Origin of the sequence: Colwellia sp. MB02u-14 (assembly GCF_014076915.1) — a bacterium.
Taxonomy (GTDB): domain Bacteria; phylum Pseudomonadota; class Gammaproteobacteria; order Enterobacterales; family Alteromonadaceae; genus Colwellia_A.
The window spans coordinates 18166-43727 of the sequence record NZ_JACGUX010000086.1; the positions used below are offsets into that span (position 1 = coordinate 18166).

At 39.7% G+C, this 25562-nt stretch carries 21 protein-coding genes and 1 riboswitch; of the genes, 12 read left to right on the forward strand and 9 right to left on the reverse strand.

The genetic code is table 11. From position 1 onward, the window contains the following. Positions 1 to 3: 3 nt before the first annotated feature. The 10 genes from H4J52_RS16120 to H4J52_RS16165 all read left to right on the forward strand — a co-directional run bounded on the left by H4J52_RS16120 (position 4) and on the right by H4J52_RS16165 (position 10745). Complete coding sequence (locus H4J52_RS16120) at positions 4 to 417, forward strand: MerR family DNA-binding transcriptional regulator (RefSeq protein ID WP_182178879.1); 414 nt, start codon at positions 4 to 6, stop codon at positions 415 to 417. A gap of 26 nt (positions 418 to 443) precedes the next feature. Next, complete coding sequence (locus tag H4J52_RS16125; protein ID WP_182223397.1) at positions 444 to 1613, forward strand: isovaleryl-CoA dehydrogenase; 1170 nt, start codon at positions 444 to 446, stop codon at positions 1611 to 1613. 133 nt (positions 1614 to 1746) lie between these two features. Further along, on the forward strand, positions 1747 to 3354 hold the full coding sequence (locus H4J52_RS16130) for a carboxyl transferase domain-containing protein (protein WP_182178875.1): 1608 nt from the start codon (positions 1747 to 1749) through the stop codon (positions 3352 to 3354). A gap of 10 nt (positions 3355 to 3364) precedes the next feature. Continuing rightward, positions 3365 to 4189, forward strand: coding sequence for an enoyl-CoA hydratase/isomerase family protein (locus H4J52_RS16135; RefSeq protein WP_182178873.1), 825 nt, complete (start codon positions 3365 to 3367; stop codon positions 4187 to 4189). Between the two features lie 34 nt (positions 4190 to 4223). After that, positions 4224 to 6248, forward strand: coding sequence for an acetyl/propionyl/methylcrotonyl-CoA carboxylase subunit alpha (locus H4J52_RS16140; RefSeq protein WP_182178909.1), 2025 nt, complete (start codon positions 4224 to 4226; stop codon positions 6246 to 6248). Continuing rightward, positions 6248 to 7168 carry a hydroxymethylglutaryl-CoA lyase gene (locus H4J52_RS16145; RefSeq protein WP_182178871.1) on the forward strand — a complete coding sequence of 307 codons (921 nt, stop codon included), beginning with the start codon at positions 6248 to 6250 and terminating at the stop codon, positions 7166 to 7168. Before H4J52_RS16140 ends, H4J52_RS16145 begins: the two co-directional genes overlap by 1 nt. Before the next feature lie 65 nt (positions 7169 to 7233). Beyond that, positions 7234 to 7941, forward strand: a complete 708-nt coding sequence (locus H4J52_RS16150; RefSeq protein WP_182225175.1) for a CoA transferase subunit A — start codon at positions 7234 to 7236, stop codon at positions 7939 to 7941. A gap of 21 nt (positions 7942 to 7962) precedes the next feature. After that, positions 7963 to 8619 carry a 3-oxoacid CoA-transferase subunit B gene (locus tag H4J52_RS16155; RefSeq protein ID WP_182178867.1) on the forward strand — a complete coding sequence of 219 codons (657 nt, stop codon included), beginning with the start codon at positions 7963 to 7965 and terminating at the stop codon, positions 8617 to 8619. Between the two features lie 251 nt (positions 8620 to 8870). After that, a riboswitch (cyclic di-GMP riboswitch) is annotated at positions 8871 to 8972 on the forward strand. A gap of 62 nt (positions 8973 to 9034) precedes the next feature. Continuing rightward, positions 9035 to 9394, forward strand: coding sequence for a DUF3718 domain-containing protein (locus tag H4J52_RS16160; RefSeq protein WP_182178865.1), 360 nt, complete (start codon positions 9035 to 9037; stop codon positions 9392 to 9394). Positions 9395 to 9593: 199 nt separating this feature from the next. Then, the gene (locus tag H4J52_RS16165; RefSeq protein WP_182178863.1) at positions 9594 to 10745 is read left to right on the forward strand and encodes a patatin-like phospholipase family protein; all 1152 of its coding nucleotides are present in this window, start codon (positions 9594 to 9596) and stop codon (positions 10743 to 10745) included. Positions 10746 to 10776: 31 nt separating this feature from the next. Here the strand turns inward: H4J52_RS16165 and H4J52_RS16170 are convergent, their stop codons facing one another. Continuing rightward, complete coding sequence (locus H4J52_RS16170) at positions 10777 to 12744, reverse strand: monovalent cation:proton antiporter family protein (RefSeq protein WP_182225177.1); 1968 nt, start codon at positions 12742 to 12744, stop codon at positions 10777 to 10779. Between the two features lie 251 nt (positions 12745 to 12995). On the opposite strand from H4J52_RS16170, the gene H4J52_RS16175 reads away from it, so the two are divergent. Next, positions 12996 to 13886 (forward strand): GGDEF domain-containing protein, encoded by an 891-nt coding sequence (locus tag H4J52_RS16175; RefSeq protein ID WP_182178859.1) that lies wholly within the window; start codon positions 12996 to 12998, stop codon positions 13884 to 13886. Between the two features lie 22 nt (positions 13887 to 13908). Here the strand turns inward: H4J52_RS16175 and H4J52_RS16180 are convergent, their stop codons facing one another. The 3 genes from H4J52_RS16180 to H4J52_RS16190 form a co-directional block, all read right to left on the reverse strand. Next, on the reverse strand, positions 13909 to 14562 hold the full coding sequence (locus H4J52_RS16180) for a hypothetical protein (RefSeq protein WP_182178857.1): 654 nt from the start codon (positions 14560 to 14562) through the stop codon (positions 13909 to 13911). A 21-nt stretch (positions 14563 to 14583) separates the two neighbouring features. After that, entirely contained in the window at positions 14584 to 15903 is a 1320-nt protein-coding gene (locus H4J52_RS16185; protein WP_182178855.1) for a DEAD/DEAH box helicase, read from the reverse strand. A gap of 78 nt (positions 15904 to 15981) precedes the next feature. Then, positions 15982 to 17385, reverse strand: a complete 1404-nt coding sequence (locus tag H4J52_RS16190) for a sodium:alanine symporter family protein (RefSeq protein WP_220460020.1) — start codon at positions 17383 to 17385, stop codon at positions 15982 to 15984. Positions 17386 to 18027: 642 nt separating this feature from the next. Here H4J52_RS16190 and H4J52_RS16195 point away from each other — a divergent pair. Beyond that, complete coding sequence (locus H4J52_RS16195) at positions 18028 to 19044, forward strand: PEP-CTERM sorting domain-containing protein (RefSeq protein WP_182178853.1); 1017 nt, start codon at positions 18028 to 18030, stop codon at positions 19042 to 19044. A gap of 890 nt (positions 19045 to 19934) precedes the next feature. Here the strand turns inward: H4J52_RS16195 and pntB are convergent. The 5 genes from pntB to H4J52_RS16220 form a co-directional block, all read right to left on the reverse strand. Continuing rightward, positions 19935 to 21338, reverse strand: coding sequence for a Re/Si-specific NAD(P)(+) transhydrogenase subunit beta (gene pntB / locus H4J52_RS16200; RefSeq protein WP_182178851.1), 1404 nt, complete (start codon positions 21336 to 21338; stop codon positions 19935 to 19937). An 11-nt stretch (positions 21339 to 21349) separates the two neighbouring features. Continuing rightward, the gene (locus tag H4J52_RS16205) at positions 21350 to 22885 is read right to left on the reverse strand and encodes a Re/Si-specific NAD(P)(+) transhydrogenase subunit alpha (protein WP_182178849.1); all 1536 of its coding nucleotides are present in this window, start codon (positions 22883 to 22885) and stop codon (positions 21350 to 21352) included. Positions 22886 to 23140: 255 nt separating this feature from the next. Further along, positions 23141 to 24490, reverse strand: a complete 1350-nt coding sequence (locus tag H4J52_RS16210; protein ID WP_182178847.1) for a lipopolysaccharide assembly protein LapB — start codon at positions 24488 to 24490, stop codon at positions 23141 to 23143. Positions 24491 to 24500: 10 nt separating this feature from the next. Next, on the reverse strand, positions 24501 to 25130 hold the full coding sequence (locus H4J52_RS16215; protein ID WP_259366639.1) for an energy transducer TonB: 630 nt from the start codon (positions 25128 to 25130) through the stop codon (positions 24501 to 24503). A gap of 3 nt (positions 25131 to 25133) precedes the next feature. After that, positions 25134 to 25547: a biopolymer transporter ExbD gene (locus tag H4J52_RS16220; protein ID WP_182178845.1), complete on the reverse strand. Its 414-nt coding sequence runs from the start codon at positions 25545 to 25547 to the stop codon at positions 25134 to 25136. Between the last annotated feature and the right edge of the window lie 15 nt (positions 25548 to 25562).

Genomic DNA, 25562 nt, shown 5'->3' on the forward strand with positions numbered 1-25562 from the left:
TTCATGGCAGAACCCAAAGCACAGACTTTTTCAATCAGTGATCTTTCTAAAGAGTTTGATATAACAACTCGAAGTATTCGTTTTTACGAAGATCAAGGCTTGCTTGCTCCTACCCGTAAAGGACAAACTCGAATTTATAACCAAAGAGATAAAGTTCGACTAAAGTTAATTCTACGCGGAAAACGCTTAGGGTTTTCATTAGCAGAAACAGGACGTATCTTTGAGTTATACGATTTAGATAATACCAGTGCCAGCCAGTTAACATTAATGATGGACATTATTGAACAGAAAAAATCAGATTTATACCAGCAACTTGATGATATCAAAGTTGTGTTAATGGAATTAACAAATTTAGAAGAAAGCTGTTTAACGACATTATCAGCTATCGACAATAAAAACTTAACTAATAACCTATAAGTAGCTCACTAAGCTAAGGAAATAACATGATTTCTACCTTCTCATCTTTAAACTTTAATCTAGGCGAAACCGTCGAGATGATCCGCGATTCGGTTAACGCATTTTCTCGTGACGAAATTGCGCCACGCGCAGCACAAATAGATATTGATAATGAATTTCCTAATGATTTATGGCGCAAATTTGGCGAATTAGGCTTACTCGGTATGACCGTTGACGAAGAGTATGGCGGTTCTGGTTTAGGTTATTTAGAGCATATGGTCGCGATGCAAGAAATTTCACGTGCTTCTGCGTCGGTAGGTTTAAGTTACGGCGCAATGTCTAACCTTTGTTTAAACCAATTAAACAAAAACGGTTCGCATGAGCAAAAAGCTAAATATTTACCCAAACTTTGTAGTGGTGAACATATTGGCGCATTGGCGATGAGTGAGCCCAACGCAGGTTCTGATGTAGTAAGCATGAAGCTGCGCGCTGATAAAAAAGGTGACAAGTACATTTTAAACGGCAACAAAATGTGGATCACCAATGGTCCTGATGCCAATGTTTATATTATCTATGCAAAAACTGATACCTCAGCAGGCTCAAAGGGCATTACCGCTTTCATTGTTGAGCGTGACTCCCCCGGTTTTTCTCGTCATCAAAAATTAGACAAGCTAGGTATGCGTGGTTCAAATACGTGTGAATTAGTTTTCCAAGATTGTGAAGTGCCTGCAGAAAACATTTTAGGTGAAGAAGGCAAAGGCGTTCGTGTCTTAATGTCTGGTCTTGATTACGAGCGTATTGTTTTAACGGGTGGTCCATTAGGGATTATGGATGCGTGTATGGACTTAGTTGTTCCTTATATTCATGACCGTAAGCAATTTGGTCAATCTATTGGTGAGTTCCAACTAATTCAAGGCAAAGTTGCTGATATGTACACTCAAATGAATGCAGCTAAATCGTATGCTTATTTATGTGCACAAGCGGCAGATCGTGGCGAAACTACCCGTAAAGATGCTGCGGGTGTTATTTTAGTTGCCGCAGAGTTAGCCACAAAAATGGCCTTAGATGCGATTCAATTACTCGGTGGTAATGGTTACATCAACGAATTTCCAGCAGGTCGTTTGTTACGTGATGCTAAATTATATGAAATTGGCGCAGGTACCTCTGAAATTCGTCGCATGCTCATTGGTCGAGAGTTATTCGCTGAGTCTAAATAACGTAATAACCTGCAAGCAATATTTCTCTTTCAATAGAAAGAGAAATAGATGAGAGCCGCACTACTTTCATCTAAGCTTGCAGCATTAAACCTGATGTTCTTACTGATAAACCTCTATAATAAAGGCAAATATCGTGGCTAAAATAATTTCAAAAATAAATGTACGCAGCCCTGAATTCATTGAAAACGCTGCACATATGCAAGTTCAAGTCGATGATCTAAAAGTAAAACTTGAACAAATAAAACTGGGTGGCGGACAGCGCAGTCGGGAACGTCATTTATCACGTGGTAAATTATTACCGCGCGACCGTGTTAATGCGCTACTTGATGCAGGCTCACCATTTTTAGAATTATCTCAACTTGCCGCTTATGACGTTTATGACGCCGATGTCCCTGCTGCAGGTATTATCACCGGTGTTGGCCGAGTCGGTGGACAAGAGTGCGTTATTGTTGCAAACGATGCCACCGTAAAAGGTGGAACCTATTTCCCGCTTACCGTTAAGAAACATCTCCGTGCGCAAACGATTGCACAAGAAAATAACTTACCTTGTATTTATTTGGTCGACTCTGGTGGCGCTAACCTTCCCAACCAAGATGAAGTATTTCCTGATAAAGAACACTTTGGTCGTATTTTCTTTAATCAAGCGAATATGTCTGCACAAGCTATACCACAAATTGCTGTTGTTATGGGTTCTTGTACTGCAGGTGGTGCTTATGTACCAGCAATGGCAGACGAGTCGATAATCGTTAAAGAACAGGGTACCATATTTTTAGCGGGTCCTCCGTTGGTAAAAGCCGCAACGGGTGAAGTTGTTAGCGCTGAAGACTTAGGGGGGGCTGATATACATTGTCGCACCTCTGGTGTCGCTGACCATTATGCTCAAAATGACCACCATGCTTTAGAAATTGCCCGCAATGTTGTAGGGAATTTAAATCGTATTAAACCCGTCACGATGAATATTCAGCCTATTGTTGAGCCGGCTTACGACGCACAAGAAATATATGGCGTTGTACCCAAAGATGCTCGCCAGCCATTCGATATTCGTGAAATTATCGCCCGTGTTGTCGATGGCAGTAATTTTGATGAATTTAAAGCCCTTTATGGTACAACCTTAGTGTGTGGCTTTGCTCGCATTTTTGGCTACCCTGTAGGTATAATCGCGAATAACGGTATTCTTTTTGGCGAATCAGCACAAAAAGGCGCTCACTTTATTGAGTTGTGCGCGCAACGAAAAATCCCTTTAGTTTTCTTACAAAACATCACCGGATTTATGGTTGGTAAGCAATATGAAGCTGGTGGTATTGCTAAGCATGGCGCAAAAATGGTGACTGCCGTTGCAACCGCACAAGTCCCAAAATTTACCGTATTAATAGGTGGTAGTTTTGGCGCGGGTAACTATGGTATGTGTGGCCGAGCTTACGATCCTCGTTTCTTATTTATGTGGCCCAACGCCCGTATTTCAGTCATGGGCGGCGAACAAGCGGCTGGCGTTTTGGCACAAGTTAAGCGCGATCAAAAAGACAAATTAGGTGAGCAATGGAGTGAGCAAGAAGAAGCCGACTTCAAACAACCGATTATTGATACTTATGAGCACCAAGGTCACCCTTATTATGCGTCAGCCCGTTTATGGGATGATGGTATTATTGACCCTGCTGATACTCGCCAAATATTAGGTCTCGCCCTTTCAGCCTCCCTAAACAAACCGATTGAGGATACCAAATTTGGTATCTTTAGAATGTAGGCTGAGAACTATGACACCATTACCAGATATCAATACGGGTCACGTATTACTTAACGTAGACCGTTATGGGGTAGCAACAGTTACCTTAAATAACCCTGATAAACATAACGCCTTTGATGACAAAATCATTGCCCAATTAACGGTGATTTTTATGAATATAGCCACACGTGACGATATTCATGTGATGATTTTGGCATCAACGGGTAAAAGCTTTTCTGCAGGCGCTGACCTAGGTTGGATGAAACGCATGGCTAGCTATTCTTATGAAGAAAACTTAAGCGATGCGAATGCACTTGCTCAGATGTTACGAGCGCTAAATTTTCTGCCACAAACAACCATTGCCCAAATTCAAGGTGCTGCTTTTGGCGGCGCGGTAGGTCTAGCAAGTTGTTGTGACATTGTTATTGCCAGCAACAAAGCCAGCTTTTGTCTTAGTGAAGTTAAATTGGGTTTAATTCCAGCAACGATCAGCCCTTATGTTGTTAATGCGATTGGCCAAAAAGCGAGTCGTCGATACTTTCAAACCGCAGAACGTTTTTTTGCTGACAAAGCGCAACAGTTAGGTTTAGTTGATGAAATAGTGAGTGTCGACGAATTAGAAAATACAGTAAACAATATGGTGACTACCTTATTAAGTAATGGCCCGCAAGCCGTTCGTCAAGCAAAGCAACTTGCCTTGGATGTGGCTTATCAAGACATTAATTTTGAATTACTTAGCATGACCAGTGAACGTATCGCGTCAATTCGCGTTTCAGATGAAGGCCAAGAAGGCTTAACTGCTTTTTTTGAAAAACGACCAGCAAGCTGGCTAAAAGAACCGACGAGTGAAGGATAAAAACATGTCTCCATTAACACCTAAAACAGCTAAAATGTTTACCAAAATTCTTATTGCCAACCGTGGTGAAATCGCCTGTCGTGTAATCAAAACAGCCCGCAGAATGGGTATTTTAACCGTTGCAGTATATTCTGACGCCGACGCCGACTCGCTTCATGTCAACATGGCTGATGAAGCTATTTATCTAGGCCCTTCGCCTTCTCGTGAAAGCTACTTATTATCTGAAAAAGTGATTGATGCAGCAAAGCGTACAGGCGCTCAAGCGATTCATCCAGGTTATGGTTTTCTCTCAGAAAATGCTGATTTTTGTCGCCGTTGTAGTGATGAAAACATTGTTTTTATTGGTCCTCCTGTTGCTGCCATTGAAGCGATGGGGTCAAAATCAGCCGCTAAAAACATTATGGAAAAAGCCAATGTGCCTTTAGTACCTGGCTATCATGGCGACGACCAATCGGAAGCTGTTATTAAAAAAGCGGCCGACGATATGGGATATCCTGTTTTATTAAAAGCGACCGCCGGTGGTGGTGGTAAAGGCATGCGTCAAGTGTGGAGCGAAGCTGAATTTAGTGAAGGATTTTCTTCCGCTAAGCGAGAAGCAATGTCGTCCTTTGGTGATGACAGAATGCTGGTTGAAAAGTATCTAACACAACCTCGCCATGTTGAAATCCAAGTTTTTTGTGATAACCATGAACATGCTGTTTATTTATTTGAACGTGATTGTTCAGTGCAACGCCGTCATCAAAAAGTTATTGAAGAAGCGCCAGCTTTCAAAATGAGTGAAGCATTGCGTAAGGCCATGGGTGAATCAGCGATAAAATCTGCCCAAGCTATCGGTTATCAAGGCGCGGGCACGGTCGAATTTTTACTCGACGTTGACGGTTCATTCTACTTTATGGAAATGAATACCCGCTTACAAGTTGAACATCCAGTGACTGAAATGATCACCGGCCAAGACTTAGTAGAATGGCAGCTCAGAGTTGCTGCTGGTGAAGTTTTACCAAAAACTCAAGAGCAGTTAGTGATTAATGGTCATTCTTTTGAAGCGCGTATTTACGCTGAAGACCCAAATAATGATTTCTTACCGGCTACGGGGACACTAGACTTTTTACAACCACCAGCAGAAAGCGCGCATGTTCGTGTTGATACGGGAGTTCGTCAAGGAGATGACGTAAGTGTCTTTTACGATCCGATGATCGCCAAACTGATTGTCTGGGATGAGAATCGTGAAAAAGCATTGCAACGTTTAACAAAAGCTTTATCGGAATACCGTATTAAAGGTGTAACGACCAATATTGATTTTCTTTATAATGTTGCTACATCAAAACCTTTCATCAATGAAGAAATAGATACCAGTTTTATTGAAAAATATGACAGTGAAATATTTCACGATAACGAGCAATCATTAGCTGACGAATTACCCATGGCAGCACTTTATTTAGTGCTTTCATTGGCTGAACAAGCGAAACTAAAAGCAGCGACAACCACTGATCCTTTTTCTCCTTGGAATAACACCTCGGCATGGCGCTCTAACGAAGCACATAATCACCAAGTAGTACTTGCCCATAACGACATTGAATACCCCGTTACCGTTGAACAAAAGCGTCAGGGTGATCGGAGTTATTATTTAATTTCTGTCAGTGGTCGCACCGTTGATTGCCAAGGTAGAATTGAAGGCGATACATTGCATGTAAGTATTGACGGCTATCGCAGCCAAGCCACCATCGCCCATAATATCTCGAGCTCAGGTGACCAAATAAGTTTATATCGTCAAAACGGTGTTTTTAACTTTATTAACATTAAGCCTGATTGCGGCGACAATAATGCTGATGATAATCATGGCGGCCTACTAGCACCCATGAACGGTACTATGGTCAGCGTGTTAGTGAACGCCGGTGATAAAGTCGCTAAAGACCAACCATTGATGATCATGGAAGCGATGAAAATGGAGCACACCATTCGAGCCCCTGAAGACGGTACCATTGAGACCTTATTTTACGCCGAAGGTGACATGGTTGATGGCGGCAGTGAGTTACTTGCTTTTACGCCAGAGGAAGTATAATGAGCTCTTTTGCTAAGAATGAATTACCTAAACAAGTAAAAATCGTTGAAGTTGGCCCACGTGACGGCTTACAAAATGAAAAACAACAAATTAGCGCAGAAGATAAAATAACCTTGATTAATTTGCTCAGCGAAGCCGGTGTCACTTACATTGAAAGTGGCAGCTTTGTTTCACCGAAATGGGTGCCACAAATGGCAACATCGAGTGATGTTTTCAATGGTATAGCGCGAAAAAAAGGTGTCACTTACGCAGCTCTCACTCCTAATATGAAAGGCTTTGAAGCAGCTGTTGCGGTAAGTGCTAATGAAGTTGCCATATTTGGTGCCGCTTCTGAAGCCTTTAGCCAGAAAAACATTAACTGTTCTATTGCCGAAAGTCTCGAACGGTTTGAACCGATAATGACCGCAGCAAAACAAGCGAATATACCAGTACGTGGCTATGTGTCTTGTGTGGTTGGCTGTCCCTATGAAGGTGAAGTTGATCCACAGCAAGTCGCTGAAGTTGCTGAAAAACTTTACAAGATGGGCTGTTACGAAATATCGCTTGGCGATACGGTTGGTGTTGGTACTCCGATGAGCGTACAGAAAATGCTGCAAGCGGTAAGTGCCCTTGTACCAAAAGCTAAGCTAGCCGTTCATTTTCATGATACTTATGGTCAGGCGTTAACTAACATTTACACTGCTTTACAAAATGGCATTGCTGTTATTGACAGTGCCATTGCCGGATCAGGTGGTTGCCCTTATGCTAAAGGCGCTTCTGGTAATGTTGCTACTGAAGATGTTGTCTATTTATTGAATGGTTTGAATATTGATACGGGTATCAATTTAGATAAATTAGTACGTGCTGGTTGGTTTATCAGTGATAAATTAGGTAAAACACCTTCATCTAAAGTGTCTAATGCGTATCGCGCACAAGCATAAATATAATAAAAAATAGCAGTGTATTATAAATACACTGCAGATATCAATTTAATGAGGATTGAATAATGGCCGGATTTGACAAAGTAGTATCAAGCTACGAAGAAGCGATGGCAGGACTTGAAGACGGTATGACTGTTATTTCAGGTGGCTTTGGTTTATGTGGTATTCCAGAGAACCTAATTAGTGAAATAAAACGTAAAGGTACTAAAGCGTTAACACTTGTTTCAAATAATTGTGGTGTTGATGATTTTGGTTTGGGTGTATTACTGCAAGACCGTCAAATCAAAAAAATTGTTGCTTCTTATGTGGGTGAAAACGCTGAGTTTGAACGCCAAATGATGAATGGAGAATTAGAAGTAGAACTGACACCACAAGGGACACTCGCAGAAAAAATGCGAGCCGGAGGTGCTGGGATACCCGCTTTTTTTACAGCAACAGGTTACGGGACGCCTGTAGCTGAAGGTAAAGAAGAGCGTGAAATAGAGGGAAGAATGTATATCCTTGAACCTGCTGTTAAAGGCGACTTTGCTATTATTAAAGCATGGAAAGCAGACCGTTACGGTAACTTGGTTTATAGAAAAACAGCACGAAACTTTAATCCCATGGCAGCAACAGCAGGTAAAATTACTGTTGTTGAAGTTGAAGAAATCGTTGAACCAGGTGAATTAGACCCTGACCAAATTCATACCCCTGGCATTTACGTTGACCGCCTTATTTTAGGGTCCTTTGAGAAACGCATTGAACAACGCACTGTTCGTATTGCTCAGTCATAAAATAATTTTGGAGATTTAATCATGGCTTTATCAAGAGAACAACTAGCACAACGCGTGGCACAAGAGTTACAAGACGGTTATTACGTTAATTTAGGTATCGGCATTCCAACACTCGTTGCTAACTTCATTCCAGCAGGAATAGAAGTTATGTTGCAGTCTGAAAATGGCTTACTTGGCATGGGACAATTTCCCACTGAAGATGAGATTGACGCCGACTTAATTAATGCCGGTAAACAAACAGTTACTATGGCAAAAGGCGCTTCTGTCTTTGATAGCGCAGAGTCTTTCGCGATGATCCGTGGTGGCCATGTTGATTTGACCGTACTTGGCGCTTTTGAAGTTGATGTAAACGGTAACATCGCTTCATATATGATCCCCGGTAAACTCATAAAAGGTATGGGCGGTGCAATGGACTTAGTGGCTGGTGCTGATAATATTATTGTGACCATGACCCATGCATCAAAGCATGGCGTGTCAAAATTACTCTCTCAGTGTACTTTGCCATTAACCGGTAAAGGCTGCATTAAAAGAGTACTGACTGATTTAGCTTTTATTGAAATAAAAGACGGTAAATTTCATTTAGTAGAGCGCGCACCTGGTGTGAGTGTTGAAGAAATTATAAAACTCACTGAAGGTGAATTAATTGTGCCCAATAATGTTCCTGAAATGAAATTTTAACCATTGAACACTACCTGTTTACCAGAGAAAAACAAAAAAGAGACATGACTCTCTTTTTTGTTATCAAATTTTCACCTAAGTTAAAAAATCGCTATTTTTATAAATAAAAGAAATAATTTTTATTAAGCTCCTATTTTATTAGTAATAATATAATCATAAAAAATAATTAATTTTAAATAAATAGTTACTCATTCTTACAATTTTGTACATTTGTGTTGCATTTAATTACTCAATTAGCAATACTAAAAGAGACAAAGAAAAGGCAAAACACGTGAAATCGTGTTACGCAAAACCACCGGTCTAAGGGATTTATGTTTTTATAATGTATATCCTATGACAGCGGAGTCACCTCGTTATACAGGTACATCCCGTGGTTTTTTCCTTTACTAACTAAATTTATTGAAAGGTTACTAAAATGAAAAAATTATTACTAGCTTCTACCATCACTGTTTTAATATTAACGTCTGTTGTATCGGCGCCGAAAGCACAAGCATCTAGCATTGCACAAAGCATTTGTCAGTATGTTGCTGCGGACGACAAAAAACGCATGCGTACATTTTTAAAAACGAATAGATTAAAAATTCGCAGTATCTTTAAAGGTATTGAGTGTAATGGACAGAATCTGTTGGCGTTTGCATCGTCTCAGGGTTCAGTTAAAACAGGTTCTTTGATGATTTCAAAATTACCAAAGAGAATTGTTTCAGCTAACTTAACTATTTTGCAAGCCGGATCGCAACCATTGATAGACGCAGCTAACGAACGTGTTAGCAGCTAAACTTATTCTTTAGTAGACGTTATTTGTTAAACCAAGTGTACAGTTTTACTAGATAATAATTCTATGTCATTTAAAAAGCCTGCTTCTGCAGGTTTTTTTTCCTCTATTTTCTTTCAAATCTATTTTTCACTCACTAAGCCCTAGCACACCGCTATGAAACTGATTAAACTAAACTCATATTAATAAAATTGCGATTTACATGTTAACCAAGAGAAACTATAAAGACAGTAAGAATGCTTTAATCCTTACTGGTGGTGGAGCCCGAGCGGCTTATCAAGTAGGCGTGCTTTCCGCAATATCCAAATTTGTTCCAAGAAATCATGGTATCCCCTTTCCTATTATATGTGGTACTTCTGCTGGTGCCATCAATACCACAGCATTGGCATGTTACTCGTCATGCTTTCATCTAGGGGTAAAGAAACTTGAATGGGTCTGGAAAAACATTAATACCAGTAGGGTTTATCATAGCGACGGTATAAGAGTTTTTTCTCATTTAGCTAAAGGCATGCTCGCTAGTTTCCAAGCTGATTATGCGAATAAAAGTGCGCGCAGCTTACTAAATAATGCGCCACTTCGTGACATGCTAAATATGGTTGTTGATTTTAAGCGCATCGACGCCAATATTATACGCGGTTACTTATCAGCGGTTTCTATTACTGCATCAAGCTATAGTAATGGGGATTCAATCAGTTTTTATCAATCAGAAGAGTCTATTTCACCATGGTTTCGGGCTAAACGTCGGGGTGAGCCTTGTCAAATTAACAGTGAACACTTAATGGCCTCTGCCGCTATCCCATTGGTGTTTCCTTCGATAAAAATTCGCCAAGAGCATTATGGTGATGGCTCTATACATCAGCTTTCTCCCTTAAGTCCAGCTATACATTTAGGTGGAGAAAACCTCTTTATTATTGGTGTTGATCAACCTAAAGCCCCACTTCATAGCAAAGTAAACAACCCTCATCCACCAACAACATCGACTGTTGCCGGTCATTTACTTGATACTATTTTTTCAGATACTTTGCACAGTGACATAGAACGCTTAGAGCGAATTAACGAAACAATAAAGCTTATACCGCCCAAAGTGAGAAAAGAAAAAGATGGCCTGAAACCTATATCATCTTTTCTGATCAATCCAAGTCATGACTTTAACGCCATCGCCGTAGATTATTTTTCAGACTTGCCACTCTCTATACGTTTATTATTACGTAGCGTAGGTATTTCTAATGACTCAGAGTCGAGTATTGTGAGTTATTTGTTATTTGAAAAAAACTATTGCCGCCAATTAATTAAGTTAGGCTTTGAAGATGCAATGGAACAAGAAACAGCAATTCGAAAATTTTTGTCGCTATAAAAGTGTTCGTTATATTTTCTTAAAAGTCACGTTAGCCACCTTCTTGCAAAAATCGTTCAACTCGTTCTACTCGTCTAGGCTTACCACGAACAATCAATGTATCTTGTGCTTGAAGGATAGTGGCTCCATCTGGTTGCTCTGTTTCAATATCATTACGGCGAAGCGCCACCACTGTGACCCTTTTTGTTGATAAATTCAGTGATGCTATTGAGTGACCAATAGCAAAAGAATTTTCGGTCAGTATTATGGCATTCGCAAATTCAATACGGTCCATTGCTTCAGGGCTCATGTCTGTGTGCTCACCTTGAAAAAAGCCATGTAAATGGCTGTAGTGGTCTTTACGCTCTTTTTGTACGCGGCGTATAATACGAGAGAAAGGAACGCCTGTTAACGATAATACTTGTGATACAAGCATAAGACTCCCCTCTAAACTCTCTGGAACAACTTGATTAGCCCCCGCTTCCTGTAATGCTTGAAGTTGGTCGTCATTTCGAGTGCGTACGAGAATTGGAACATCAGGTGACATTGATCTAACTTTTTGAATAACCTCAAGCGACTGCTTATCTTCGCCAAAAGCGATCACGACCAGTTTAGCTTGTGATAAATGAGCCGCTTGTAGCAATTCAGTTTGTCTTGATGAACCAAAGAGTACATTCTCTCCGGCTTCCCTTGCTTTAGATGTGCGTAAGGGGTCTATATCTATAGCAACAAATTTGATAGATTCTTGTTTTAAAAACCGACTCACAGTTTGACCAATACGGCCAAAACCACAAATAATCACATGATCACTTAATTCTGTTTGCTCGGGCAGTTCAGTCAAATGATCGGTCTCTATCGGTTTTTCATTACTGAGCAGCAACGACCAACGGCGGGCATTGTTAATCATATAAGGTGTTATCGCCATACTCAAAACCCCTGCACCTAATAAAATAGAAGCGGTTTCAACGGGTAATAATTTAACCTGATTGGCTAGGGCAATAAGCACAAAACCAAATTCCCCCATCTGTGCTAGCATAAAACCTGCCGCCCATGCATCTTTAGACGCTTCTCCCGCTCGTTGTGCTAGAAAGGCAATAATAAGTATTTTCACTACCATAAAACTCACCATAACACTGAGAATGATAAAGGGTGAAGTGTAGACAATAACAATATCAAGCTTCATGCCGACGGTAACAAAAAACAGCCCAAGTAAAATATCTCGATAGGGACGAATATCAGCTTCAAGCTGATATTTATATTTGCTTTCCCCCAGCATCATCCCTGCAAGAAAAGCCCCTAAAGCCATTGATAAGCCAAACCATTGTGTTAATGAAGAAGCGACTAAGGTTACCAGCAACGTTGTTAAAACAAACAACTCATCTGTCCTTACTTGTGCAACTAAATTAAATAAGCGTGGTAAAAGCCACTTACCCGCAAACATTAATAAAGTGACAACAAATATACCTTTTACTAAAGCAATCAGAAGCTCTACAGCCATCGAAGTATCTGATTCTTGAGCAAGCATAGGAATAATAATTAATAAGGGTACAACGGCAACATCCTGAAAAAGCAAAATAGCCACAGACAGCTGACCCGACTTTCGTTTCATTGCTCCTGTCTCACTCAATTGTCGAATAACAATAGCCGTAGAAGAAAGTGCAATTATTCCACCTATCACAAAGGAACTCGCAAATGTCTGACCGAAGAATAAAGCAATGCCCATAAAAAAAACTAACGATATACCCACTTGTAAACTGCCAACCGCTAAGACTAAATGACGCATTGCAATTAATTTAGGTAATGAGAATTCTAAACCTAGGGTAAAAAGTAAAAAGACAATACCCAACTCAGCGAAGTGATCGTAGTCAACTTGGTCCTGCACCAACGATAAGCCATGATCACCAACCAGCATACCTGCGACTAAGTAGGCTAAAATGGCTGGTAAATGTAAACGACGAAATAGCCAAACGATAAGTACAGCACTTGAGAGAATAGCTAAGAGTTCAAAATGACCTGTCACAAAAAATCCTTATTTTATAATGCACATCGATAATAAGTTTATAAGAAATATATCATTAATCTTTGAGTCTAAAACAATTATCAGTAGTTTGACAGCGGCAACTCATTGCCAGTAATCATTTGTCAAAAAATCGATACAGATTTTCTTAATATAAATTCATTTAATATCAATACACTAAAAAAAAACAAATAAAACAAACTTTAGGTATAAAAATTGCTTAACCCTGATTGATAAATTAATCAGGTGACGATATGCAGACATTAAATTTAGTAGATAATCAGAATTTTAAATTTAACGCTTTTAAAGTGTTCGATAGTCCTGACCATGACAATTCTAATAGAAAGCTAGCGTTGATGGAACAACTCCAAACCTCATTAGAGCTTGATCGCTTACTCAATATTTTTGCGGTGGAAGTAGCTAAGTATGTCAACTTTTCAGGATTATATTTTAAAAAAGGTGACATTAATGCATCAATAAGAGGAAGTAGGCAAGGTAAAAATGAGCGTGTATTTGAATTGAAATTGAACAAAAATTTCGTTGGCACGTTAACTTATGCGATTAATTCGCCGATAAGTATTACCAATTTTAAAATACTTAACCAATTACATCAGTATTTAATTCATCCGTTAAATAATGCCTTACGCTATCAAGAGGCACTGCAGTTAGCGATGCAAGATGGGTTAACCTCGTTAAATAACCGCCGGTGTTTTGATGAACAGTTAAGACGTGCCATGCACCATGCGAACCGCCAACACAGTAAAGTGGGTTTAATTGTCTGTGATCTTGATAAATTTAAATTGATTAACGACACTTATGGCCATAATATTGGTGACGAAGTCTTAATACAGTTTTCTTTAGCGCTTAAAGAAAGTGTTCGTGACTCAGATAGTTTATTTCGTTTTGGTGGCGATGAATTTTCAATTATTGTTGAAGATGCCACGCTTGTTTCGTTAATGGCTATTGAACAGCGGATATATAGCGCAATGAATCGGGATTCTTTATTATCAAACTATCAGGTGAGCTGTAGTTTAGGACACACATTTATGAACACAATGGATACACAAACAAGCTTCTTTAAACGTGCCGACAAAGCCCTTTACCAAAGAAAGATATTTAAAGACCATAAACTCAGTTTAGTTTAGAAGCAATAAGTTAAAAGAAAAATTAGCCCAACTTCTCATCTTCTTTAAAATAGCGTAACGCCAGCTTCTGTTGTTCTGGCGTTCTACCAATAAGTAAGCGGCAAAACTTTACCGCCTTGCTAAATTTATGCATACCGACAACTGAGAGTGCGGCTTTAAAAATTTCTGCCGATAAATCATAGGTCTCAATAAAGTGTTCAATCGCAATATCAACACTTGGATAAGTGACACCGTCAAAGATAAACTCAGTGCCAATGTAATCGACATTTAATTCAACCCCTTCAAGTGACAATATCCACCCTTGGTAATTCAAGCGTTGTTTGGCAATTTCATACATCATCCAAGCACTTTTTTGAAAACCAACAAAGTTGCCCGTTTCAAACTCACTATCGGCTAGCTCTTCTTTAGTCCAGTTGCTGCCAATCGCTAAATCTTTTTGATAAGTTTGCGCTAAAAAGCGTTTCACATTATTACCAACAGCCCAAATAGAATGTTGCTTTGCCTTTCTTGCTAAAGAAGTGCATTCACGGCAGCTAGGTACCGATAAAGGAGGATGAGAGCAGTCAAAGACGAGAAAGTATTGATGTGGGAAGCCAAAAGTTAATTCTGATGGCTCACCACAAAACCAGCACTCATGGCGTTGCTCAAAAGGTATGTCAACTAAGGTATATGCCATAAGTACTACTTAACTAATGAATTATCTACGTTTGCCCGTAGGTGCTGGTTTGGCTTTTTTTGCCACTTTTGCACGTCGTATAGATGAAGGTTTACTTTCTTCTTTTTTACGCGCAATTAATTGGTTTTTCTCTTGAGTCGCTTTATAGCGGCTTTTCTTTAATGGCTTATCTTCTTTCTCAGCATATTGAGCGGGTAATGGACGTTCTAGTTCATAACCTGGAACAATAGTACGCTCAAAAGTACGGCCAATTAACGCTTCGATATTTTCTAAAAACTGCTCATCTTTAGGGCTAACTAACGAAATTGCCGTCCCTGACTTCCCTGCTCTGCCCGTACGACCAATACGATGGACGTAATCTTCTGCAAGGTAAGGTAGATGAAAGTTAACAACGTACGGTAAGTCTGGAATATCTAAACCACGTGCAGCCACATCTGTAGCAACTAAAACACGTACTTTTCCTTCCGTAAACTGTTCTAAGGCTTTGTTTCTTGCGCCTTGAGTTTTATCACCATGACACAATGCTGATTTGATACCATCAAGCTTTAGTTCTTTAGCGAGTATATTGGCACTTTCTTTAGTACCAGCAAAAACAAGCACTTGCTTCCAGTTATTCACACCAATCAATTCAGAGAGTAATTCGCATTTACGCGTTTCTGAAACCCAATAAACAGATTGTTTAACTTTACCTGACGTTGAGTTTTGGCGAGATACTTCCAACGTTTTTGGTGTATGTAAAACTTGTTTAGCCAGTGTTTTAACTTTATTTGAAAAAGTGGCTGAAAACATTAGCGTTTGATGTTTTTGCTTAATAACACTAATGAGTTGCTGAATATCATTTAAAAAGCCCATATCTAACATACGGTCAGCTTCATCTAAAACAAGAAATTTAACTTGTGATAAATCAACATTTCTCGCCACTAAGTGTTCAAGTAAACGACCGGGTGTAGCAACAAGTACATCAACACCTTGCTTTAACATTTTAGTTTGTGGAGGCATATTTACACCACCATAAACGGCACCGCAGCTTAGCGGTAAAAATTCGCTGTAGCTTTCGATATTACGAGCGACTTGCTGAGCAAGCTCTCGCGTTGGTGTTAAAATAAGTGCACGAATGGTTTTTGATGAATTATTATCACTCGGGATCTTAGCTAAAGCTTCTAGTATAGGTAAGCTAAAAGCCGCGGTTTTACCGGTACCTGTTTGCGCACTCGCTAACAGGTCAACACCCGAACGAATAAGCGGTATAGCTTGCTGCTGAACAGGCGTCAACGTTTTATAACCACAGGCTTTAACTGCCTTTAATAGTTCAGCCGACAACCCTATTGCATCAACACTCATATATCACCACTTATCAAAAAAAACGAAACCAAAAATTAAGGCGCGCATTCTAGCATAGATTAAAGATTATTCATCAGACTATTTTTGCCAAATACCTTTCGTTAAATTAAATCGACTATGCTCACTTTCACTTGGCTTATAACTTGGCAATTTTCCTTGGTTATGTTGCTGGTGATAGTCTTGAGTAATACTCACCACAACTTTTGACAAGAGTAATAAAGCCGTGACATTAACAACTGTCATAAGCCCTGTTGATAAATCTGCTAAAGCAATAACTTGTGGTAAACTCGCTACCGAACCAAAAATCAACATCGCCAAAAATCCACAGCGTAAAAACCAATGCCCTAACGGATTATCCATCTTTAAATACTTCAAGTTATTTTCAGCATAGGCAAAGTTGGCAACAATTGAAGTAAAACCAAACAGTAAAATAGCAATAGTTATGAAGTCACTACCCCATGCGCCCACTTGATAAGCTAACGCTTGCTGAGTTAATTGTATTCCTTGTGCATCACTGCCAGTTTCTTTAAACAATAAAATAAGAAAAGCGGTACAAGAGCAAATAACAATCGTGTCAAAAAACACAGCAAGCATTTGTATATAACCTTGTGAAACAGGGTGTGGAGGATAAGGAACTGCGGCGGCGGCGGCATTAGGTGAACTCCCCATCCCTGCTTCATTAGAATAGAGCCCACGTTTTATCCCTTGCACAATGGCTGCGCCCACCAAGCCACTTCCTGCTTCTTTTAAGCCAAAAGCAGAAGCAATTATGTCACTGATAATGGCAGGAATTTTTTCAATATTTAAAAATATTACCGCTAGACACACCAATAAATAAGCAAGCCCCATAAAAGGTACGGTTATTTCCGCAAAACGTGCGATATTTTTCAAACCGCCAAAAACAATAAAAGCGGTCGCTATCGTAATAGCAATACCGGTAAATAACGGATTGATACCAAATGAACCATCAAAGGCACTGGTAATTGAATGTGCTTGCACTGAACTAAAAACAAACCCATAACCAAAAAATAAACACAGAGAGAAAGTCACGGCAAGCTTTTTATTTTTTAGCCCTTTACTCATGTAATAAGCAGGACCACCACGGAAATTTCCATTACTATCTTTCTCTTTATAAAGCTGCCCGAGTGCACTTTCTGCAAAAGCAGTTGCCATGCCTACTAAAGCAATAAGCCACATCCAAAAAACAGCGCCAGCGCCACCTAAGGTTATAGCAACCGCAACCCCCATTAAGTTTCCTGTACCCACACGAGCAGCAAGGGATGTACATAGGGCTTGAAAAGAAGAGATACCATGGCTGTCAGTTTTGCGACTAAGCCTAAGTAACGTGAACATATGTGTAAAATGAGTTATTTGTAGGCATTTTAATCGCCAAGTAAACCAAATACCGCAACCAGTCAGTAAATAGATAAGGATACTTCCCCATAAATAACCGTTGATTGTTCCTAACCATTGTTCTATCAAAGTATCTTTCTCATCGTTTCATATTGTTGTTAATTATCATAACAAACAAAGTAATAGTAGCGTTAGACTCTATTAGTGCTAAGCAAAAAAAACCAGTGAACGATCACTGGTTTTTTGTTACTCAATGTAAAGTTAATTACAGCGCTTTAAATGTTTTTTCAACAGAGTCTTTTGCATCACCAAATAACATTTACTGTTACCACTTAATAACATTAGGTTTGCCACTAATAAAAATGATCACTTTGTGCGCAAAGCGAAATAAAAATATTGTAATTGTTTGTCTTGGGCGAGGTCGACTGTACGCCCTTAGTTGACCTAGGCAGATCGACAGCTAACTTTATAACCCTCAGTTTAGCGGACGTTCCAAAGCTATCTACTCTTTAAGTTTGATGCTTTTTTATTTATACCGTTGGCAGATTGGATAATAAAAAATTTAGCTAAGCAATAGCGATTGACTTAAAAAATTCATTGCACGATTAAGAGTTACTCCAAGTAACCACAGAAATTGTGGGTAGTTCTTTCCTGAAAACATGTTGGCAACTTGGGTACTTTTATTGTCAGAACTGATATTTGTCAGAGCGGATATTTGAGCAGGAGTCATACTGATATTAAACTCATTATAAAACTATAAAGGAATATTTTATGTCAAACCTAGAAGAGAAAAAGATATTCAGAGTAACGTTGATGGACACTTTACTTAACTTGCTTCGCAAGGAAAAAGAAAACAACTTAATGACAACGATATTTACACTAGGAGCTGCCCCCATAAAACCATTGTTTAGTAATTGGTTCATTAGTCTCACGTTCTTGCTTGGTCTTGCCGTTACATCCTTCAACGTTTCCGCCAGTTTAATCAAAACTATGCATATACAAATGCCATCTAGTAGTTTTGGTGTCAACGACATGCATGTGAGTTTCTTTGATAAAGTTACAGATGTCGGCGGCGCTTCAGATACACGAACCAACAATCCGTCTGACAGGTTCGACGGAGTGTCTGGTGTGGATAGCAACACCTTGAATTTTGCGGCACCGGCAAATACTAGATCAATTGATAACTTTAACGTAAAGATTCAGGGTAACCCAGTGGGCCTTCCGCTGGCGTCTAACATTGTAACCAAAGTCGAATTCACAAAAGATGGGAAGGTCATTGAATCCGAGACATTGGAGCTTGGTACGGATAATAGTGCCAAAGAGCGAGCGAAGACTAAGAAATTTAAAAAAAGAGTGACTGGCTTTACCAACGACGAGGCTTTCGACTTTTCAGATTTGACACAATCCCACCTTCGACTGTTTAACACCGACGCCTCGCTCAACTTACGGTACCTAATGACCGACTTCAAGATCTACACTGACTTGTCACTCGCCAATTTTACGCTCGAAGACTTCATGTACGATCTGCCTGTTGACAATCTGTTTCTAGAAATTTCGGAATTAGTGATAGAGCCAGGCGAAACCAGTGACTTCCTGCTTGGTTCCATGAACTTAGGTACCTATGCACTCGCCACAATCGGTACGCTGATTGTAGAGGATTTGTCTGACGGCTCGCGTTTTGAGTATTTGGTGCCGCAAGGGTATGCCCAAACAGTCGTCCCCGAACCTTTAACACTCGTAATCTTTCTGTTTGGTTTAGCTGGAGTAGCGTTCCGGCGTCGCATGTAAGAGCCCCACAAGTCGGTATTGCCTGCAATGCCAACAACTGTTCTTTTGATTGAGTTATCGGGATGAGAGTGTGTCTGGAACAGCTCTGCTTTTCAAATGGTCGCAGGAAGATATTTAACAAATGGTTTTTATAGAGATATTTGAACACCAGCAAGTTACTAAGCTACATCGTATTTGAAACTAAAAAAACCTTCTTAATATGCTGTTGCTAAAGTCCAAGTGAGTCAGAAAGAAGATACGAGTTAAGCTACAAAACTGTGGCCAATATTACTTGACCACTTCACTTTGTTCACATTCAGACTGAGAAATTTTTGGTGAAAAATCAGTTTCAAACTACACATGTATACATGAATGAGGTACGACCGCTATAAGGAATCTGCCTGAGTAATGCGGTTGTTCAGCCATATCCACTGTAAATCAAAACATACCAAAAATTTCAATATAAATTTCCAAATACTAATGTCTCGAATGTGGCAAAAGTGTGCGTTAGCAGTGTTAAAAACATCCAAAGATGACATCTTTTTTAATATCAACTTATTGTGGCAGAGTTAAATGTAATTGGTTAGCTTAGGTAAATGCAACTAGGTGGCACTGATACTAGATATTTTCCAATTAGACAATAAAGAGAAATTGGCGGTTATGAATTCGCCAGAAGCTTATATAGACAATGAAACATTAATATCAATAAAAAGACACCTAGAGCGTCTTTTTTATGTCTGAAATTCTAAGCTATGCAATCTAGATAAATAAAATAAACCTCTGAAGAAATCAATGCTTTCTCTCACCGCAATATCAAGCAACTTCACAGCAATAAAAAGCCAACAATTAAGTTGGCTTTTTTATACCTAATTTAGTAACTTAATTTATCTCCATACAACAAAAAAAATACATCAAATACACTTAAGTATCTCACTTACAGAGTCTTTTGCGTCACCAAATAACATCTGAGTATTTTCTTTAAAGAATAATGGGTTTTGAACCCCAGCATAACCGGTACTCATTGAACGTTTAAAGACAATCACTTGTTTGGCATTCCATACTTCTAGCACCGGCATACCAGCAATAGGGCTGGTTGGATCTTCTGCAGCCGCTGGATTTACCGTGTCATTTGCGCCAATCACTAAAACCACATCAGTTGTAGGGAAGTCATCGTTAATTTCATCCATGCTAAAAACAATATCATAGGGGACTTTTGCTTCTGCTAATAAAACATTCATATGCCCAGGCAAGCGCCCTGCCACCGGATGAATAGCAAAACGCACATCTATCCCTTTCGCTTTTAACGCTTGAGTCATTTCATAAACAGGATATTGCGCTTGCGCTACAGCCATACCATAACCTGGCGTAATAATAACGGATTTAGCTCCACATAACATATCAGCCACAGCCTCGGCATTTATTTCAATGTGATCGCCATAATCAGTATCGTTATCGATAACAACATCGGTACCAAAACCTCCGGCAATAACACTAATAAAAGAACGATTCATCGCCTTACACATAATGTATGACAGTATTGCCCCTGATGACCCCACCAAAGCGCCGGTTACAATTAACAAATCGTTGTTAAGCATAAAACCTGCGGCTGCGGCTGCCCAGCCAGAATAAGAATTGAGCATAGAGACAACAACAGGCATATCAGCACCGCCAATTGAAGCAACTAAATGCCAACCAAAGACAAGTGCAATAAAGGTCATCATGTATAGTGGATTAATAGCGCCATCACTTTGAACAAAGCTAATAAGTAAAACTAAAGTAACAATACCTGCTATTAAATTTAACTTATGACGATGTGGCAACATCAGTGCTGAAGAGCTAATAACACCGCGTAATTTAGCAAAAGCGACAATTGACCCCGTAAAGGTTACCGCGCCAATAAAAACACCTAAGAATACTTCAACTAAATGGATGTTGGTCGCCATTTGTTGGGTGTCGGTTAGGTTATACGCTAATGAATGATCCATTTCAAAATAACTGTTATAGCCAACTAAAACAGCAGCTAAACCAACAAAGCTATGTAAAATAGCAACCAGCTCTGGCATTTGTGTCATTTCAACTTTTTTAGCTAAATGTAAACCAATAAATGCGCCCACTGACATAGCAATAAATATCACTAAAACATTATCGACACGCGGATCAGCTATAGTTGCAATTAACGCCACCGCCATACCGCTGATGCCATACCAATTGCCGGTTTCAGCCGTTTCTTGCTTACTTAACCCCGACAAACTAAAAATAAATAATAATGCGGCAACAATATAAGCTGCGCTAATTAACCCTTGAGAAAATTCCATCAATGCGCCCCTTATCTTCTAAACATTTTTAACATACGTTTGGTCACCACAAAGCCACCAACAATATTTATTGTGGCAATGAGCACCGCAATTCCCGCCAGTATTTGTATTAAGATATTGTCTTGCCCTATTTGCAACAAAGCGCCAACAATAATAATGCCAGAAATAGCATTGGTTACACTCATTAAAGGCGTATGCAGCGAATGACTGACATTCCATACCACGTTGTAACCAATAACACAGGCAAGTACAAAAACAGTAAAATGAGAGAGGAAATCAGCAGGGGCAACACTGGCCACCCAGGCAAATAATATAGCGCCCAAGCCCATAAAAACATGCTTCTTAGTTTGTGAGGCTGGTTGAACTTCCTCAACAACGGCTTCGATTTTTATTGGTGCAGGCTTAACAGGTGCAGCACTGACTTGTATTGGTGGAGGTGGAAAGGTAATTTCATCATTTTTGACTACAATCATGTTGCGAACAACTTGATCATCAAAATCAACCGTAATGGTGCCGTCTTTATTTGGACAAACTAATTTAGTTAAGTTAACCAAATTGTTTGAATAAAGCTGTGATGATTGATTCGGTAAACGTGACACTAAATCAGTATAACCAACAATCTTAACACCATTAACATTAGCGACTTTACCCGGCACCGTTAACGCACAATTACCACCGCCCGCTGCTGCTAGATCGACAATAATTGAGCCAGGTTTCATTGAATGCACCATAGCTTCTGTAATTAATTTGGGTGCAGGTTTTCCTGGAATCATCGCAGTAGTAATAATAATATCAACATCTTTGGCTTGTTCAGCAAAAAGTGCCATTTCAGCATCGATAAATGCTTTACTCATTTCTTTTGCGTAACCATCGCCAGAGCCAGTATCTTCCGGTTCCTCGTAATCTAATTCAAGAAACTCTGCCCCCATACTTTCAATTTGTTCTTTTACTTCAGGGCGTGTATCAAAAGCGCGAACCACAGCGCCTAAACTTCCAGCAGTGCCAATAGCCGCAAGACCAGCAACCCCCGCACCAATAATCATCACTTTGGCAGGAGGCATTTTACCCGCAGCCGTAATTTGCCCGGTAAGAAAACGACCAAAAAGATGAGTGGCTTCTATAACAGCACGGTAACCAGCAATATTAGCCATTGAGCTAAGGGCGTCCATTGACTGAGAACGCGTCATACGTGGCACCATTTCCATAGCAAAAGTGGTGATTGATTTTTCCCGTAAAGCTTCAAGTAATTCAGGACTTTGTGCTGGGGCAATAAAGCTGACTAAATGTGCGCCATCTTTCATTTGCGCAACTTCGTCAAGTGATGGAGCATTCACTTTAAAAATAATATCTGACTGCCAACATATTTTTTTCGTGACTAAAGAAGCTTCTGCATCGGCAAATTCTTCATCAGTAAAACTTGCTTTTGTTCCTGCCCCCTTTTGTACATAAACAGTAAAACCAAGTTTGAGTAGAGCAACTACCGAGCTTGGCGATGCTGCTACTCGGTTTTCCCCCGTTAACGTTTCCTTAGGTATTCCAATATTCATAAGCCACCTTTTTTAAAAGATCACAACTTAAACTTCAACGTAAATTAAGGTAAAGCTGCAACATATTATTTTTCTTATGGATTTTATAATATATTTATTATGACTAATGTTTTACCATCAATTGAATGAATTTCATACACCTAAAAATAATAATGGTTATTTTTATAATAAATATAGAGCCCCTCACTGCGAGATAACTTTCATCTGTGAGGGGCTCTATGGTGTCAATGGAGTATAGCTAAACCTAATGATAAACTAGTTTAGCATTGCTAACTTTTGCTTTGCTGCTTGCTCTTTTTCTACATACTTAAACCACTGTTTAGCGGTTTTAGCCGAACTTTTAACTTTTTTTCCTTGTTCAAAGGCAGATAAAGATTGTTCAAATTGTTGTAAGTTAAATGCTGCCATCCCTTTGACTAAGTACATATTACCTAAGTTAGTCTCTGAATCTAATCCGCCACGGTTAAGTGCTTTATCCGCTGATTTTATAGCAAGTTGCCATTTTTCTAAATTTAAATAGGCCTGGGCTAAATGGGCATCAAATTTACCAGTATCGGAAATTTTAGCAGCGTTTATTAACACTGGAATAGATTTCTCATCATCTTTTGCAGCAATATATGCCTTGGCAAGCATATCTAAATACTTTTCCTCAGCAATCACTTTACCACTGTCTATTGCTTCAGCGAGTAAGTTCGCCGCTTTAATGGGGACCTGATGATAACGATAAAGCTGTACGAGGGTAATAATGTCGGTTGGTTGAGTCACATAACCAGCTTGCCACGCACTTTCCATCACCGCAAGTTGCTTACCTTCCTCACCTATTTCACCGTACATGGCTGAAAGCTGTAACCAATATTTAGGCTTGTTGTAATAACGAACCAAGTTTTCAATAACACGCGTAACTTCAATCGGTTGCTTTAATTCAAAGTAATTCGCACGTTGCAAGACTAACCAGTTTTCTTTGGGTATTTCATCGGCCGCGAAGCTCTGTGCAACCGCCTTTGAAACATAGTTGAGCGACTGCTGATATTGTTTGTTTTGGTAATAAACCTGCGCAAATAATACCTGTTGAGTATCGGTCATTTCTTTCGGGTTACTTGCTTGCCATAATCCTAAAAACATCAAAGACTGTGGAAAGTTTTGCATTTGCATTGATAATTGCGCTAACGAGTAAAGTGTTGATAGCCTTAATGATTCAGGGATTGCTTGTTCTTTGATAACTTTTTCAAAACTATCAATGGCTGAAGCCACATCGTCATTACCGTAGTACATAAAGCCATAGAAATTCCACAGCATTGCTCGCTCATAGCTGTTTAAACTTCCAATACGCTCTTGTACTTCGTCAAGTACATCAAACCCTTCGAGACCATTACCTTCATCAGCCAGTTTTTGTGCTCGAGCAAGTTGTGTGTAAACACGATTGCGCATTGCGGGTACTTTCACTGACGTGGATTTTTTAGCTGACTCGCCTTGTGCTTTAACTTGATCTTGGGCTTGAGCAATATTACCACCGATATTTTCGCTAAGTACTACTGGGGCACTAAAGAGTAATGCTATTGAAAGGCACGATAACGCTTTTCTTTTTAAAGTTGTCATTTTAGTCATTACAGACTCCTTAACCTTCTATTTGGAAAGAAATTTTGTTCTGTACGCCAGCAACTTCCATGGCGACACCATCAACCACACGTGGTTTATACTTAAATTTTAATGCGGCAGCCATTGCAGCTTGGTTAAAAATATTTTCTGGTTTAGCTTCTACCACTACAGCGTCACGTACAGAGCCATTCTTGGTCACTATAAATTCGACAATAACATAACCTTCAATACCACGAGATTGCGCGCGACGTGGATATATAGGGGCGACTTTTACAATGGGTAAATAGTCGCCATCACCGCCACTTAAACTTAAACCGCCCGCTAAACTTAGATCCGTTTGAATGTCAGCACCAAACCCAGAGCTTGTACTTAAGGCATTAGGGTTGGCTTGTTGCATTTGTGGTTGCTGCATCTGCGGTGGTGGTGCTTTAGGCGCAGGTGGCTTTTGTGGTTTTCTTTCCTTTGTCGTTAATTGTGGCTCTTTTTTTAGACGAATAAAGTCAAGCACATTACCGCGAGGTGCTTCTGTTAAGGCGTTATTTCCCCCCGAAATCAGTGCTTGCATACCCCATAACAATAAAAAGGTCATTACAACAGCAAGCAATAAACCTATGCTATAACGGGCTGGCGTGTTCATCACGGTTGCCATGACCTACCCCTCTTGTGCAGCAATTGAAACGTCATAAACGCCTGCAGAACGAGCAGCGTCCATGACTTTGATTAACGTGTCAGTTGTCGACTTTTGATCCGCTTGAATAACCACAGTACCCTGTGGGTTTTCGGCCTTTAATCGTTCTATATTCGCCTGAACTGCTCGAATATCAATACGGCGCTTGTTAATCCAAATCTCACCTTTTTCACTAATCGCCACTAAAATATTGGCACGCTCTTTTTTTACTGCCGTAGCCGCTTCAGGGCGATTCACTTCAATACCGGCTTCTTTAACAAACGAGGCGGTAACGATAAAGAATATCAATAAGATGAAAACAACATCTAACATCGGTGTCATGTTAATTTCTTCGGCTTCTTCTTGTTCTTGTAAAATATTTGATAATTGAGAACGCATAGCGCTTCTCCTTAT